This is a genomic window from Lysobacter sp. OAE881, from assembly GCF_040546665.1.
Lineage (GTDB): Bacteria > Pseudomonadota > Gammaproteobacteria > Xanthomonadales > Xanthomonadaceae > Lysobacter_J > Lysobacter_J soli.
The window spans coordinates 2,324,025-2,338,238 of the sequence record NZ_JBEPOG010000001.1 but is presented as its reverse complement, the minus strand read 5'-3'; the positions used below and the strand labels follow the sequence as shown (position 1 = coordinate 2,338,238).

The window sequence follows — 14,214 nt, the reverse complement described above, 5'->3', positions numbered from 1 at the left end:
CGAGTCGACCAACTGGACGGAGAGCGTGTTCGTTCGCAGTTCCGCAAGGTGCGCATCACCGACGCCATCACGGCTGCTCCGTCACGCCCGGAATGGGCGTTGCATCCGGAAACCGTTCGCGTAACGCGTCCACGCCGACCTGCGGATGTGCTAGCGGCACGAGGTCCTGCCGCTGACGGCGAATGTCCTTCGTCGAGACTCCGAGGTTCCGGTCACGCGCTTCGACCAGCGCCGGCTGCACTTCGCCATCGCGATTGAACGACCACGCGAGCATCGCCGGACCCAATGGCAGGGCATCGGCCGGCTGCGTTCCCATGCGCGAATGCCACGTGTGCCACGTCTTGCCGTAGCTGTTCATCTTCGACTTCATCAGCGCATGTTCTGCAGGCGCGGGAATCCCCGGCGCGATCAACTGGCCGGCCAGGATCTCCGCGTTGTGCGGATGCCAGTACCTGCGTTCTTCCGCGGGGAGCTTCGCGAACACCTTCTCGGACACGATGTACTCGACACCGGTGAGGTTCGCCTGCGCGGTGTTGCCGTCGAACAGCGCGCACTGCGCGAAGTCCTCGTTGACCTGTCGACAGAAGTGGTGCGCTTCCATCTGGTGGTTCGGGTCGTTCTTCATCGGGTGGAAACCGACGAGGTGGATGTCGTGGCGCGCGAGCGGGCCATTGTCCTGCAGCAGTGCGGCACCGGCTTCGAGGGCTTCCGTGCGCGGCTGCTTGTCGTCGCCGGGCGGGGCGACCGCCGGTGCGGTCGCGCCGCCACACGCCGTGATGAGCACCGCGGCGATTACGACCAGGCCTCGTGCCGCCTTCCGTGCGGCATGCCTGGCATGCGCTGTTTCCATGCTTCCACCCTCGATCGTGATGACGCCGGTGAAACGAGCGGGCCGTCCCATGCGCCCCTGACACGAGGAATCCAACGCAAGTTCGATGCCACGCGGAAGCGCGGATGCAGCGAGCTCGTGTGGTTCGCCATCGAAACGCGGACCTGCAGAAATTTTCCGGACGCTGCATAAACTTCAATGCGCTCGGGCGGGTTGGAGCGCGAGCGTGCTATGCAGTGGCGGAACGGCCGACGATCTACCTGCGCGTCCGGCCTCGCGAGACTTTCGGTCGGCGCGCGCGAGGTCACTGCGGCGGGCTCTTCCATTCGTGCGCCGCGACATCGCGACTGGCACGACTGTTGCGCGCCTCATCACCATCGAGCAGACGGAATGGAAGTCCGTGCGGATCGCACGGCACACGCAATGACGCCAAGACACCTTTCGAACATCGTCCCCGACATACACCTGATGGGAGACAGCCTGCCGCCCGGCTGGCATATCGAAATCGAGACGGACGACGCCAGCGGTGGGTCGACGCTCGCGCTGGTCAGGCCGGATGGGCAACGCGTGGAGTGGCACGCCGACGCGAGTCCGGATGCGCCGGAACTGCTGCGCGAGCTCGCGCAGGACATCATCCGCTCCGGGCGTGGCTGAGCGGGCGGGGCCGAAGTACGCGATTCAGGCGTCCGCGGCGCAGACTTCGCGCCCGCTGCGGTGCGCGTTGTCGATCGCCTCCAGCGCGGCGCGCAGCACGATCAATCGCGCGCGATCGCCGCCACGCTGCCTCGGTAGCCGCTCGAATGAAAGGGCCAGCAATGTCCTGCTCGGCGAACGGCAGGATGCGATCGTCGCGCGTCCCGCCCAGCGATCGCCAACCGCGAGCCGATCCAGCACCACCGTCACCGTGTAGCGCCGGTATGTGGCCGCCGGTGCGCACACGATGCCGAGCGCGCTGACGTCGCGGCATCGTGAAGGCGTGGGCGGGATGCGATGCAGTTTCGCGCCGGACGCTGCCGGAATCCCACTGCGACGTTCGCGCGGCTGTGCGAGCAGGAGATGCTTGTGCATGGAGGCCTACCGGGACTGACGACTAGCAGACGGAACCGTCGCAAGTTCGATGCCACCGCTCAGGCCGGCCGCGCCACCATCAGGTAGAAGATCACCAGGAAGCTGATCAATGCGGGCACGCCCAATGCGGCCCACGCGCCCAGATAGCCGTGGTAACGCAGCGGCAGTTGTTCGCCCCGGTTCGCCGCGTCCACGGCCAGGTCGCGCAGCCGCATCTGGATCCAGACCACCGGCAGCCAGCACAAGGCTGCGATGACGAACAGCACGATCGACCAGTACAGCCACGGCGAGCTCAACGGGTAGCCGAGCCGGTGCGCGAGGTAGAGCCCGCTCAGCGGCTGGAAGACGATGGTGGTGGCGGTGAAGATCCAGTCCGCGACGACCACGTAGCGCGCGATCGCCGCCACGACCTGCACGTTGCGCGAGCGACTGGCGACGAGCAGGTAGAAGGCGGTGCCGACGCCGGTTCCGAACAGGAACGTGGACGACAGGACATGCAGGAATTTAACGACGATGACGTCCATCGGGCGCATCCAGTTCGCGAGCGAGCGCGATCGCCGCCAGCAGCGGCAGGTTCTTGAGGATCGGTCCGTACGGATGCGCCCAGTACTCGGGCAGGCACCACGTAATGACCAGCGTGTAGAACGTGATGAGCAGCAGTTGCGCCGTGTAGCTGAGGCGCCGCCAGGCAGGGAACAGCAGCATGACGCCGAGCACGACGTCCAGCGCGGCGGCGCCGTACAGCGCGATCTCCGCAACGAAGCCGTGCAGTCCGGTGCGCGCGAGCAGCTCCAGGCTCGCCTCGCGCGGATAGACGAACGCCGACACCAGGCCCGTCACGACCCACAAGGCGATGAGCGTGACGCGCGGGAGCGGACGCAGCCATTCGAGCATGGCCTCGCGTCGCAGTGCCGAACGGTTGCCCGGGTGCACGAAGGTCGAAACATCGCGGGGCGCGCGTCCGAGCACTTTCGCGAAACCCTCGGCCGGCGCCGACGATCCCGACGCGAGCATGCTCAACGAGGCCGGCGACAGCCACGGGCTCGCCCAGCCGAAGAGCGCCGACATCGACCGCAACAGCCAGCCGGGCAAGACGATGAAGCCGCCCCAGCCGTTCAACTTCTGCTTGAACTGGGCCAGGTACGCGCGGAGCGTGAGCGCACGCGGACCGACGGCGTCCAGCTCCGACGGCGGATCGGGCAGCGTTGCGATGCGGACGATGGCGTCGCACAGGTCGTCGACATGCACCGGCTGCACTTCCTGCTCGCCACCCGCAGGCAGCGGCGTGAGCGGGAGCAGCGCGAGGGCCGCGAACCAGCGCGTGCTCGGGCTGTCGACGGAAAACACCAGCGACGGGCGCACGATCGTGCTGCGTACCGGCAAGGCCGCGAGTTCCGCATCGGCACGACCTTTGGTCGAAAGGTGCGGCTCGGGCCGCGCTGCGTCCGCACCGAGCGCGGAAATCTGCACGATGCGCTCCACGCCCGCGGCGACCGCGGCACGGAACAGTTCGACGGGCCCTTTCACGTGCACTGCATCCAGCGTCTGGCTTGCTTGGGTTCCGAAGCGACCCGCCGCGTTGATCACCACGTGGACGCCTTGCAGGTGGTCGGCCCAGGCGATGTCGTCCCCGAAACTTCCGCGCACGATGTGCGCGGCCGGCCACCGCGCTTCCGCCGCGGCAGGATCGCGAACTAGCAGGACCACCTCATGTCCATCGCGCAACAACCGTTCGACCAGCGCCGAACCGATCATGCCGGTGGACCCGGTCAGCAGGATTCGCATCGGGCGCTCCGTGCGAACGTCGGCGACTGGTTGTCGCGCACGCTGGTGTCAGGTTCCATGGCCAGCGCCCTGTCGTCGGTGGTCGTCGCGGCGTTCTCGCGCGCGCGGACCGGAAAGGCGGCAAGCGGCGTGAATGCGACGAGCCACTGGATATGGGGCGACCCCGCGATGCGCCGACACCGCACCGACGTCCGGCATACCGCGCTGGGTTACGCCATCCATCATGCGAGCTCGCTGTGGTGGGCGGGATGGTTCGAAGTGAAGGCGGCGTCCTGCACGCGTCGCGGCGTGACCGCGCTGGCCGCGGCGACCGCCGTCACCGCGTACGTCGTCGATTACCACGTCGTGCCCAAGCGGCTGACGCCGGGCTTCGAGCGGCATCTGTCCGCGGCCGGAATGGTGTCGTCGTACGTCGCCTTCGGAGCCGGGCTGACGTTGGCGCATCTGACGCTGCGCAAGCTCAGGCATGCGAAGCACCCGCCTTCGCGCGCCATGCGTCGAGAAATTCCCGCAGCGCAGGCAGGACGCATAGCGCCAGCGCCGGCAGCAGCACCGCGATCCAGAGCGCGGCATCAGCTGCGGGACGACGCAGACTGAGCGGCCATTCCAGCGCAGGCGCGCTGGCGGCATGCCACGCCACGATCGCCCATGCGATCCACGGCGCCATGTCGAGCACGCTGTGGATGTGCTGTTCGATCGGAAGGATGGTGCGGCCGGCGTCGAACGCGAACCGCGTGTCGCGATAGCCCGCCCACGCATGCGCGAGCACGATGCACAGCAGCAGCGCCGCCAGTCCCGCGGTCGGCTCGAACAGCAGGACGAGCACCGTCGCCGACCCGCACAAGGCCAGCTGCACCTGGTGCATCGATGATTCGGCGACACCGGACGTGTGCGGGAGGTCCGTGCGCCGGTGGCATGCGAAATCGAGCGCACCGGCGATCACCCAGACCCAGTACAGCGCCAGGAAACCCCATGTTGTGGAAGACCAGTCCATGCGTGATGTGTGTGGATCCGTCGCCTGTTACGACACATCGAACATGGTGAAGTGGCCGTGATACCGGCGGCGCGCCTTCGCGTGATCAGCGATGGGATCCGTGCACACGGCCTGCCTGTCCGGCTTCGTACAGCGTGCCTTGCGGGCGGATGGGCGCCTCGTCGAGTTGCTGCTTGTCGACCTGCCGCGCGGACAGGCGATCGGCCACGCGCGGCATGAGGCGCGATGCCATCACGTTCAGTCGCGCCATCGAACCGACCTTGATGTCGCGGCCACCGCTCTGCGCCGCCTCGATGATCGCGGCGGCGACCTGCGCCGGATCGATCTGCGGGTCGGGCAGTTTCGGCTCGCGCGACATGTAGTTGCGCGCATGTTCGGGGAAGGGCGTGTTGACGGCGGTCGGCTGGATCAACACCACCGACATGCCGGACCGGTCGACGTTCTCCACTTCCACGCGCAGCGCGTCGGTGAAGCCCTTCACGGCGTGCTTGCTCGCGGTGTACATGCCCTGGAGCGGGACCACGGCCTCGGAGACCTCGCTGCCCACGTTGATCAGCGCACCGTTCTCGCGACGCAGATGGGGCAGGGCGGCGAGGCTGCCGTGCACCACGCCCCAGAAGTTCGTGTCGAACAGGCGCCGCGCGTCTTCCAGCCCGATTTCGTCGAGCGAGCCGTAGATCGAGACGCCGGCGTTGTTGACCCAGGTATCGATGCGTCCGAAATCCGCGACGATGCGGTCGACGGCTTCCGCGACAGCGTCCGCATCACCCACGTCGACGGTGAGCGCCAATGCGTGTCCACCGCTCGCGCGGATTTCCTCGGCGATCTCCGCAAGGGTCTGCTCGCTGCGTGCGAGCATCACCACCGTCGCTCCTTTTTCCGCGGCCGTCAGCGCCGTCGCCAGCCCGATGCCGCTGCTGGCGCCGGTGATGACGATGACCTGGCGTTCGATCGGCTTGTGTCGTGCCACTTCCTGCTCCTGTTCGCGTTCCGCAGTTACGGTCCCATCGCATGTGTTTCATGCGCGTGACGCACGCGCGCGATCGGATTCACATCGACGACGCGCGCGACCCGCAACACCGGCGCCGTCCGTGAACTTTTTTCTGCCGCCATCGACCCGCTGCATGCACGACGCACCGTCGAGGCCGCCTGCACGGTGCGGCGCGTGGCATGCGTCTTGCGGGAGATCATTCAGGTACACACGACGCAGGAGCGGCACATGAAAGCATTGACCTGGCAGGGCTCGTACGATGTGCGCATCGAGAACGTGCCCGATCCGACGATCCTCGAGGACACCGACGTCCTGCTGCGCGTGACGGCCACCGCGATCTGCGGCTCCGACCTGCACCTGTATCGCGGCAAGGTGCCGGGCATGAAGGATGGCGACATCCTCGGCCATGAATTCATGGGCATCGTCGAGGATGTCGGTCCGGCCGTCACGCGCGTGCGTCGCGGCGACCGGGTCGTCGTGCCGTTCACCATTTCCTGCGGCGACTGCTTCTTCTGCAGCCGTGCGCTGTTCGCGGCGTGCGAGAACACCAACCCCGACCGTGGTGCGATCCTCAACAAGAAGGACGCGCGACCGGGCGCGGGGATGTTCGGCTACACGCACCTGTACGGCGGCTACGCGGGCGGGCAGGCCGAGTTCGTGCGCGTGCCGCAGGGCAACGTCGGCCCGCTGGTCATTCCGGACAGCACGCTTCGCGACGAGCAGGTGCTGTTCCTGTCGGACATCCTGCCGACGGGTTACCAGGCGGTGCTCAATGCGGCGGTGGGGCCGGGCTCGTCGCTGGCGATCTTCGGCGCGGGCCCGGTGGGCATGATGTCCGCGGCCTGCGCGCGGCTGCTCGGCGTGGAGCGCATCTTCATGATCGACCACCATCCGTACCGGCTCGAATTCGCGCGCGATACCTATGGCGTGGAGACGATCGACTTCGACGAGGAAGAGGATCCCGCCGCGCTCATCGTGTCGCTGATGGGCAACCGCGGCGTCGATGCGTCGATCGAGGCGGTGGGCTTCGAGGCCAAGGGCAGCAAGCTGGAAACGGCGATGACGACGCTGAAGCTGGAGGGCTCCAGCGGCAAGGCGCTCCGCCAGTGCATCGCGGCGACCCGGCGCGGCGGCATCGTCAGCGTGCCCGGCGTGTACGCCGGCTTCATCCACGGCTTCCTGTTCGGCGACGCCTTCGACAAGGGCCTGGGCTTCCGCATGGGCCAGACGCACGTGCAGCAGTACATGCCGCAGCTGCTCGAACACATCTCCAATGGCGAGCTGCACCCGGACGTCATCATCAGCCACCGGATGCGGCTGTCGGACGCCCCGAAGGGCTACGAGGTCTTCGAGAAGAAGCAGGAGAACTGCCGCAAGGTGGTGCTGACGCCGGACTGACGGGTGGGCGGGGCAGGGCGGAAGGGCGTCGTCGTCATGCCTTCATTGCAACCGCGCACCGGTCCGCGGCGGCAAGGGCGCCTTGGTGCAGCGGGAGGCGCTCGGGCGGGTCGCTCGCAAGTGCCTGACCAACAACGGGTTGCCGCACGATCCGCGCCGCGATTCATAACTTTTCAGAAGATTTCATCGCTCGGAAAAGACTCCGGGATGTGACGGTGGTCCACTTCGCCCGTCCCGCCGACCGCGGGCCGGCCGCGATGCCGGCCCGGTGCGCCAGGCGGTCCAGCACTCCAGGGGGAAATCGTGACTGCAAGACATTTCAGTGCCGGCATCTGGCTGGTACTCGCCGCCGCGTGTCTGCCGGCCGGGGACGGCCAGGCGCGCGAACGCAAGCTCGAGAACCGCAACGGCGTCCAGGCGCGCGATCTCGATCCGTCGGAAAAGGGACTGGTCACCGGCGTCGGCATCGAGGCGCACGACATCCAGTCGATGACCAACCAGATGGCGCGCGACATGTTCGCCAGTGGCTTCCTCAATGGGCTGTCGAAGCCGCCGCGCATCCTGATCGACGAGCAGGAGTTCCGGAACGAGGGCTCGCAGATCATCAACCGCCGCATGATCACGCAGCGGCTGATGACCGAACTCAACCGCGCCTCGCAGGGCCGCATGGCCTTCGTGGGACAGCGCTACGCGGGGATGGTCGCCAAGCAGCGCGAACTCAAGCGCGAAGGCGTCACCGACGTGGGCACGACCGGCATGACCGGCGCCCAGGCCGGCGTCGACTACTTCCTCGGCGGCGCGATCATGACGCTCGACAGCCGCGACCCGAAGAGCGGCGTGATCCAGCGCTACAACCAGATCGCGTTCGAACTGGTCGACGCCGAGACCGGCGCGGTCGTGTGGAGCGGCATGTACGAGTTCCAGCGCGCCGCTGCCGACGACGTGGTCTACCGCTGACGTCCCGCGCGCCGCGACGGCGCGCCTTCCATCCCAACACACGTGCCGCCGGGACGACCGGCCGCCGCTGACGCGGCGTGCCCGGTTCCGCGCGCGGCATCCACTCGCGAGTTCCCTGAAGGAGACGCCATGCAATCCTCCGCTTCCATCCTCGGCCTGACCGTCCTGGCCGCCCTCGTGCTGGCCGGTTGTTCGTCCACCCCGGCCGCGCGTCCGCAGGCCATGCTCAAGTGCGACTACAAGGCGCTGAAGGCCAGCGCGCTCGTCGGCGGCCCGGCGCTGACGTCGACCGCCTACGGCTCGGTGAAGGACATCCCGGCCGATGCGGTGCTGATCAGCGATTCCGGCCTCTACAACAGCGTCATCGTGCAGCAGCTGGCGACGCAGAACACCGCGGGCGGCACCGTGCAGGTCAACGCGCGACTGGCCAACTGCACCGGTGCGCCGATGAGCGTGCGCGCACGCACGGCGTTCCTCGATGCAGGCATGGCGCCGGCCGAGCCCGTGTCGGCATGGCGCACGGTGTTCCTGCCCGCGGGCGGCATGGCGGTGTACCAGGAGTCCTCGTTCTCCACGGGCAAGGCCGCGCACTACTACATCGAACTGGCGCGCAACCCGTGAGCCGCCGGACGCTGCTCTCCTGCGCGCTCGCGTGCGCCGCGACGGCGGGTCTCGCCGTGCCGGCGGTGACCGGCGCTCAGATGCGCCCCGGGCAGCCGACGGTGCTCACGCCCGCCGCGCGCCCGGTGCAGCAGGTCGCCACGCCGTGGACCGCATTGCGCGGCCGGCTCGGCGCACGCAACCGCGTGATGCTGTTCTGGGAATCCACGCTCGATGACGCCGTGTCCACGCGCTATCGCGACGTGGAAACCCTCGACCGCCGCGTGCATGGCAATGCCGCGCAGGTCGACGGCGTGGTGGACGGATCCAGCGGTCCGGTCGGCGTTGCCGTCGCCGGTGCGCAGGCGCACCTGCACCAGCGCAGCGAATCCTTCGTCGAAGGCGAGGGCCCCGCACACGCCGCGCTATCGGCAGATGCCCGCTCGATGCAGTCGGTCTTCATGTCCGAACTGCGCCAGGGCGGCGTCCGCTTCATCGACCGCACGCTGGCCACGCGGCTGGCCGGGCAATCGCTGCAGGGCGAGCGGCCGAACCTGCATGCGATCGAGACCGGCGCGCTCGTCGGTCACGCGGATTTCCTGATGGAGGTGACCTCCAGCGCCGACGGCAATGCGGCGTCGGGACGCCGCTTCCATGTGTCGCTGCGTTCGATCGCCACCGGCGAGACGCTGCTGGATTTCGACACGCCGGCCGACGCGGGCGAACCCGCGGTGCGTCCCTACGTGGCGACGGCAGGCGGCTTCGAACGCGGTACCGCGGCGCCCGCCACGCAGGCCGACACCGCACGCGTGCTTGCGAACGAAACCGGTCACCGCATGGCCGACGCGATGGTGCGTCGATGAGCCTGCGCACGACGATGAACCTCGGCCGCGCCGCGTTGTTCTCCGCGCTGATGGCCTGCACCGCGCCATCTTTCGCGCAGGATGCGCCGTCGGCGTTGCCGGCCGGCCTGCGCCCGTACTACGACACGCTGCTCGCCGAAGGCGAGTGGGGCGCCGTGCTCAACCTGCAGCGGCTCGGGCTGGAGGCCATCGACCAGGGGCACCTGGACGTCGCCGAGCGCGCCTTCGACGCCGCGCTGGAACGCATCGAGCTTATCTACGCCAACTCCGATTCGGCGAAGAAGGCGCGTTCGCTCTGGTCCGCCGAAGGCAGCAAGGATTTCAAGGGCGAGCCGTACGAGCGCGCGATGACGTACTACTACCGCGGCCTGTTGTTCATGGCGAGCGGCGATTACGAAAACGCGCGTGCGAGTTTCCGTTCGGCCGAGTACCAGGACACGATCTCCGGCCACGAAACCTACGCCGGCGACTTCGGCATGATGTCGCTGCTGTCGGGCTGGTCGTCGACCTGCGCCGGCGACGCGGGCATGGCCGCCGATTTCTACCAGCGTGCGGCCACGCAGAAGCCCGAGGGCCTCAAGGCGCCGGCAAAGGGGCTCACGACGCTGGTGCTGGTGGAGTCGGGCACCTCGCCGGTGAAGACCGCCACGGGTTCCTACGGTGAGGCGATGCAGCTGAAGGCCGGCGACAACCCGTTCGTGTCCGCACACGCCGGCACTCAGGAACTGCCGTTGCTCGGCGACCTCGGCTGGCAGGCGTCCACGCTCGGTGGCCGGCAGGTGGACGCGATCCTCGACGGCAAGGCGAGCTTCCGCAAAGGCACCGAAGCCGTGGCCGGTATCGGCATCCAGGGCGCGACAATGGCCGTCAGCCTCAACGACGGCGGCGGCGCGGCCGGCGCGCTGGCGGTGGTCGGCATCGCCGCGGTGCTGGTCAGTTCGGCGAGCAAGCCCAAGGCCGACATCCGCTACTGGGACAACCTTCCCGACCGCATCTACGGCACGTTCGTGAAGGGCGGTGCGAAGACGGCGTTGTCCATCGCCGAGCAGACCGCCGACGGCGAGCGTTATCCCATCGCCGCGCCGGTGATCGACCGCACCGCCGGCGCGTGCCGCCTGGTGCTGTACCGCGCCCGCGAACCGGGCGCGCTTCGCGTGCAGGCGGTGAGCAACCTGTCGGCGGGCGAACGCAAGTCGCTGCAGAAGCGCAACGAAACGCGCGACGTGGCATTCCGCAACGAAATGGAACGTCGCTTCGTGTCGAACGACGACGCCCTGGCTGGAGGTGAGTGACGTGGTGCGAATCCTGAAAACCTGCATGGCGCTTGCGCTGTCGAGCGCGCTGTATACGAACCTCGCCCACGCGCAGGACGCCGCGTCCGCCGATCCGGCGGTGTGGGGGCCTTACGCGACGCTGGTCGGGCGAACGTTCGCCGGGCAGGACGTGAGCGGCTGGCCGAACTACGCGTCGAAGTCGCGCAGCATCCAGTGGGAAGAACCCGGCAAGGTGATGGTCGAGACGGGCACCGACCCTCGCGGCAGCGAGATCCCGAAGATGCGCATCCTGCCGGGCAAGCGCCCGGGCGAACTGCTGTTCGACGTCGCGCGTGCGCCGAATGCGACGGCCCGCGTCGTCGATGCGAAGACGCTCGTGTTCGACCAGATGATGGGCTACGAGACCACCGTCAGCCTGTCCGACAATGGTTACGACATGAAGGTCACCAAGCGCGGCGAACTGCAGGCGTCGGCGACGTATCGCGACACGGCGTCGGAGGCCTACGCGGCGCACGCGGCGCAGCAGGTGGAAAAGGAAGCCGCCGACAAGGTCACCGCCCGCAACGCGCTGCGTGCGGCCGGCGTGCCGGCGACACCGGCCGCCGATGCACCGGCCGATCGCGTGTTCGCCTACCAGGAGCCGGTGCGCGGTCCGTGGGGCACGTTGCAGGTCACGCGCGGCAAGGCGTGGGAAGCCGGCGCGTGCTTCGCCGCCGTCTACATCAACGGGCGCTGGGCCGCCCGCCTGGAAGACGCGGAAACCGCGCGCTTCAAGGTTCCGGCCGGCAAGGTGGAAGTGGCCGTGGCGGCCGACCCGCAGGGGCGGGGCACGTGCCGGTTCGGCCAGTCGACGCAGGAAGTGCACGAGACGGTGCTCGCCAAGGGTGAAACCGTGCACGTGTATTTCGCCTACAACGGCGGCGCGAAGTTCAGCGAAGCGGTGCAGGCGCCCGTCGCGCCCTGAGGCGCTGCGGGTTCACGCCTCGGGGCGAGCGTCGCGTGCGGCGTTGGCGTCGCACGCGGCGGCTTCATCCGGCGTGCCGCGTGCCGCCGCGCACAGCGCGTCGTCGAGCACGTCGCGCGCCTCCATCGTGAAGTGGCTGTCCTTGCCCAGTTGTCGCAGGTAGGCCGCATGCGCGAATTGCAGCAGCGGTATCGCGTCCGCGGGCTTCGAGCGGGCCAGGTGCAACTTCGCCAGGCCCATCTGCACTTCCAGCGTGTGCGGATTGTCCGCACCCAGCGCCGCCACCGAGCCACGATGCGCCGCACCGAGCGTCCGCGCCGCCTCGTCCAGCCGCCCGAGGGCGAGCAGATTCATGCCGTGCAGATAGTCCACGCGCAGCCGGGTAGGGCTGCCGTGGTCGTTCGATTCGGCGAAGCTCGCGTCCACCATCGCGAACTGCTCCTCGGCCTGCCGGATTCGCCCGGCACGGCTGTGCAGCACCGCGAGGTTGGTGCGGGCCTGGATCAGCGCGGTGTGGTCGCTCGCATCGAACGCCAGCTGCGACTCGACCACGCCCTCGCATGCCGGCAACCCCGCGTCGTACTGCGCGCGCCGGATGTACCAGTAACAACCGGCGCGTCGCGACATCAGCGTGGTTTCGACATCGTCCAGTTCGAGCTTGCGCCTGAGCGCATCGGTGTCGTCGATCAGCGCCCTGGCCTCGGTGAAGCGCGAGTCGTCGGTGAGATCGGTCGCCAGGCGGTAGCGCGCCTGCTGGGTGCGCGCATCCCGGGGCCCGAGATGGCGTTCGAACAACTCGAGCGCGCGACGCTCCTGCTCGATCGCCTGCGGGATCTGCATCGCTTCGCCGTACACCTCGCCGATGGTCATGCGCACCGTCGCTTCGACGATGGGTTGGTCACGCAGCCGCTCGTCGATGTGCACGACGGCGCGGTCGAGCGCCTCGCGGATCGTCGGCTCGCTTTTGCCATTGGCCGCATAGGGCGACGCGGCACCGAGCACGTCCTGGTTGAAGAAACGGTTCACCGCATCGGCGACGGCTGCGTTCTCGCGCGCGACGCGTCCGGCTTCGAGCGCCTTCATGTAGAAGATCGATCCGGCGCCCAGGCCCACGACCAGCGCGGCCGCGGTCGCAACCAGCCACGGACGTCGTGCGCGCTGGCGATCCATCGCGCGTTGCAGGCGCGCGTGCTGCAGGCGCGCGTCGCGCTCGGCGACGAACTGCAGGCGACGCTCTTCGAGATGACGCAGGCTGCGCGCCAAGCCACGTGCGGGCAGCAATCGCCGCAACGGATTGGCGGCCGCGGCGAGGGCGATGTCCTCGCACAGCAGTTCGTCGTCGATGTCGGCTTCCCAACCGGGCGCGAGCGACCGGCGCATGTCGCCGACGATCAGCTGGTACACCAGGACGCCGAGCGCGAACACGTCGCTGCGCTGGGTCGGCATCTCGCCGGCGATCACTTCCGGCGCGAGATAGAGCAGGCTTCCGGCGCGCTCGGACATCTGGTCCGCGGCGATGCTCATCGTGATGCCCAGTTCGATGAGGCGCGGCGCATGCATGGCCTCGCCGACGCCGAGGTCGGCGAGCACGATCCGCCACTGGCCGGCGCCATCGCGAACGGGATAGAGGTTTTCGGGCTTCAGGTCCTTATGGATCACGCCGATCTCGTGCAGCCCCGCCACGGCATCGCAGAGCTGCGCGCACAGCGCGACACGTTGCGCGCGCGACAGCGACGGCAGGCCGTCGGGCCGCGTGGCCCATTCGCCCAGATGGCCGTTGGCGAAGTAGGGCAGTTCGAGGAAAAACGGCGGCTGGCTGAGGTTCCATCCGAGCACGCGCGCCACGTCGGCAAGGTCCGCGTGCACCGCGCCGATGTAGCGCGCCAGCGCGATCTCGCGCTTGAGTCCTCGCAGGCCGCCTTCGTTCGTGGCGATCTTGACGACGCGTTCCTCGCCCTCGTCCGAGCGAGCGAGGAACGTCGCGCCGGCGCCGCCTTCGCCCAGTCGGCGTACCAGTCGCCAGCCGGGACGCTCCGGCATTGCGTCCCCTTCCTGCAATTCCGGGCCGGCATGCGATCGAACGACGGTGCGATCGTCCGCCACGGGCTGGAAACTCACCGGCGAGGCGAGCCGGTAACCGTAACCGTGCACGGCGCGAATGGCCGGGCCCTGCGGCCCGAGCGCCTGGCGCAGGCGGCCGATGGCCTTGGCGAGCGAGTTCTCGGACACGACCCGTCCGGGCCAGCCGGCTTCGAGCAGTTCCTCCTTCGTCACCACTTCGCCGGCGTGGCGAAGCAGCGCGAGCAGCACGTCGTAGCCGCTGCGGTCGAGTTCGACCTCGGCGCCGGCGAGCTTCAACGCAGCCAGCTGTTCGTCCAACACGGCGTCGCCGAACCGCCACACGCCCGGCAACGACCCCGCAGGCGGTGTCGCCGAAGATTCCTGATGTCCCACGTGTTTCCCCCTGATGCGCGGGAAGGATCGCGCAGCG

15 protein-coding genes are annotated in these 14,214 nt (G+C 68.6%); 7 read left to right on the top strand and 8 right to left on the bottom strand.

The features are described from left to right. Positions 1-67: 67 nt before the first annotated feature. Positions 68-850 (bottom strand): OBAP family protein, encoded by a 783-nt coding sequence (locus tag ABIE51_RS10770; RefSeq protein WP_192630726.1) that lies wholly within the window; start codon positions 848-850, stop codon positions 68-70. Between the two features lie 402 nt (positions 851-1,252). On the opposite strand from ABIE51_RS10770, the gene ABIE51_RS10765 reads away from it, so the two are divergent. After that, positions 1,253-1,483, top strand: coding sequence for a hypothetical protein (locus tag ABIE51_RS10765; protein ID WP_192630725.1), 231 nt, complete (start codon positions 1,253-1,255; stop codon positions 1,481-1,483). Between the two features lie 24 nt (positions 1,484-1,507). Here the strand turns inward: ABIE51_RS10765 and ABIE51_RS10760 are convergent, their stop codons facing one another. The 6 genes from ABIE51_RS10760 to ABIE51_RS10735 form a co-directional block, all read right to left on the bottom strand. After that, complete coding sequence (locus tag ABIE51_RS10760) at positions 1,508-1,897, bottom strand: hypothetical protein (protein ID WP_192630724.1); 390 nt, start codon at positions 1,895-1,897, stop codon at positions 1,508-1,510. Between the two features lie 59 nt (positions 1,898-1,956). Further along, complete coding sequence (locus ABIE51_RS10755; protein WP_192630723.1) at positions 1,957-2,421, bottom strand: DUF2269 family protein; 465 nt, start codon at positions 2,419-2,421, stop codon at positions 1,957-1,959. Then, complete coding sequence (locus ABIE51_RS10750; RefSeq protein WP_354504040.1) at positions 2,402-3,682, bottom strand: SDR family oxidoreductase; 1,281 nt, start codon at positions 3,680-3,682, stop codon at positions 2,402-2,404. Before ABIE51_RS10750 ends, ABIE51_RS10755 begins: the two co-directional genes overlap by 20 nt. Before the next feature lie 460 nt (positions 3,683-4,142). Next, positions 4,143-4,676: a hypothetical protein gene (locus tag ABIE51_RS10745; RefSeq protein WP_192630722.1), complete on the bottom strand. Its 534-nt coding sequence runs from the start codon at positions 4,674-4,676 to the stop codon at positions 4,143-4,145. A gap of 85 nt (positions 4,677-4,761) precedes the next feature. Further along, entirely contained in the window at positions 4,762-5,646 is an 885-nt protein-coding gene (locus tag ABIE51_RS10740) for an SDR family oxidoreductase (RefSeq protein WP_192630721.1), read from the bottom strand. A 26-nt stretch (positions 5,647-5,672) separates the two neighbouring features. Then, positions 5,673-5,867, bottom strand: a complete 195-nt coding sequence (locus tag ABIE51_RS10735) for a hypothetical protein (RefSeq protein ID WP_192630720.1) — start codon at positions 5,865-5,867, stop codon at positions 5,673-5,675. 28 nt (positions 5,868-5,895) lie between these two features. On the opposite strand from ABIE51_RS10735, the gene ABIE51_RS10730 reads away from it, so the two are divergent. The 6 genes from ABIE51_RS10730 to ABIE51_RS10705 all read left to right on the top strand — a co-directional run bounded on the left by ABIE51_RS10730 (position 5,896) and on the right by ABIE51_RS10705 (position 11,723). Beyond that, positions 5,896-7,065 carry a zinc-dependent alcohol dehydrogenase gene (locus ABIE51_RS10730; protein WP_157030244.1) on the top strand — a complete coding sequence of 390 codons (1,170 nt, stop codon included), beginning with the start codon at positions 5,896-5,898 and terminating at the stop codon, positions 7,063-7,065. Between the two features lie 303 nt (positions 7,066-7,368). Continuing rightward, positions 7,369-8,022: an LpoB-related protein gene (locus tag ABIE51_RS10725; protein WP_233433544.1), complete on the top strand. Its 654-nt coding sequence runs from the start codon at positions 7,369-7,371 to the stop codon at positions 8,020-8,022. 129 nt (positions 8,023-8,151) lie between these two features. Next, entirely contained in the window at positions 8,152-8,643 is a 492-nt protein-coding gene (locus tag ABIE51_RS10720) for a putative periplasmic lipoprotein (RefSeq protein WP_192630719.1), read from the top strand. Beyond that, positions 8,640-9,485 carry a hypothetical protein gene (locus ABIE51_RS10715; RefSeq protein WP_192630718.1) on the top strand — a complete coding sequence of 282 codons (846 nt, stop codon included), beginning with the start codon at positions 8,640-8,642 and terminating at the stop codon, positions 9,483-9,485. The genes ABIE51_RS10720 and ABIE51_RS10715 overlap by 4 nt, the downstream gene beginning before the upstream one ends. Then, positions 9,482-10,777, top strand: coding sequence for a hypothetical protein (locus ABIE51_RS10710; RefSeq protein WP_192630717.1), 1,296 nt, complete (start codon positions 9,482-9,484; stop codon positions 10,775-10,777). The genes ABIE51_RS10715 and ABIE51_RS10710 overlap by 4 nt, the downstream gene beginning before the upstream one ends. Before the next feature lie 4 nt (positions 10,778-10,781). Continuing rightward, positions 10,782-11,723 carry a hypothetical protein gene (locus ABIE51_RS10705; RefSeq protein WP_354504036.1) on the top strand — a complete coding sequence of 314 codons (942 nt, stop codon included), beginning with the start codon at positions 10,782-10,784 and terminating at the stop codon, positions 11,721-11,723. A 12-nt stretch (positions 11,724-11,735) separates the two neighbouring features. Here the strand turns inward: ABIE51_RS10705 and ABIE51_RS10700 are convergent, their stop codons facing one another. Next, positions 11,736-14,105, bottom strand: a complete 2,370-nt coding sequence (locus ABIE51_RS10700; protein WP_192630715.1) for a protein kinase domain-containing protein — start codon at positions 14,103-14,105, stop codon at positions 11,736-11,738. Between the last annotated feature and the right edge of the window lie 109 nt (positions 14,106-14,214).

Bases quoted from the DNA above. Each gene is read 5' to 3' on its own strand.
- ABIE51_RS10770 (WP_192630726.1), bottom strand. From the start codon at position 850: ATGGAAACAGCGCATGCCAGGCATGCCGCACGGAAGGCGGCACGAGGC.
- ABIE51_RS10765 (WP_192630725.1), top strand. From the start codon at position 1,253: ATGACGCCAAGACACCTTTCGAACATCGTCCCCGACATACACCTGATG.
- ABIE51_RS10760 (WP_192630724.1), bottom strand. From the start codon at position 1,897: ATGCACAAGCATCTCCTGCTCGCACAGCCGCGCGAACGTCGCAGTGGG.
- ABIE51_RS10755 (WP_192630723.1), bottom strand. From the start codon at position 2,421: ATGGACGTCATCGTCGTTAAATTCCTGCATGTCCTGTCGTCCACGTTC.
- ABIE51_RS10750 (WP_354504040.1), bottom strand. From the start codon at position 3,682: ATGCGAATCCTGCTGACCGGGTCCACCGGCATGATCGGTTCGGCGCTG.
- ABIE51_RS10745 (WP_192630722.1), bottom strand. From the start codon at position 4,676: ATGGACTGGTCTTCCACAACATGGGGTTTCCTGGCGCTGTACTGGGTC.
- ABIE51_RS10735 (WP_192630720.1), bottom strand. From the start codon at position 5,867: ATGATCTCCCGCAAGACGCATGCCACGCGCCGCACCGTGCAGGCGGCC.
- ABIE51_RS10730 (WP_157030244.1), top strand. From the start codon at position 5,896: ATGAAAGCATTGACCTGGCAGGGCTCGTACGATGTGCGCATCGAGAAC.
- ABIE51_RS10720 (WP_192630719.1), top strand. From the start codon at position 8,152: ATGCAATCCTCCGCTTCCATCCTCGGCCTGACCGTCCTGGCCGCCCTC.
- ABIE51_RS10710 (WP_192630717.1), top strand. From the start codon at position 9,482: ATGAGCCTGCGCACGACGATGAACCTCGGCCGCGCCGCGTTGTTCTCC.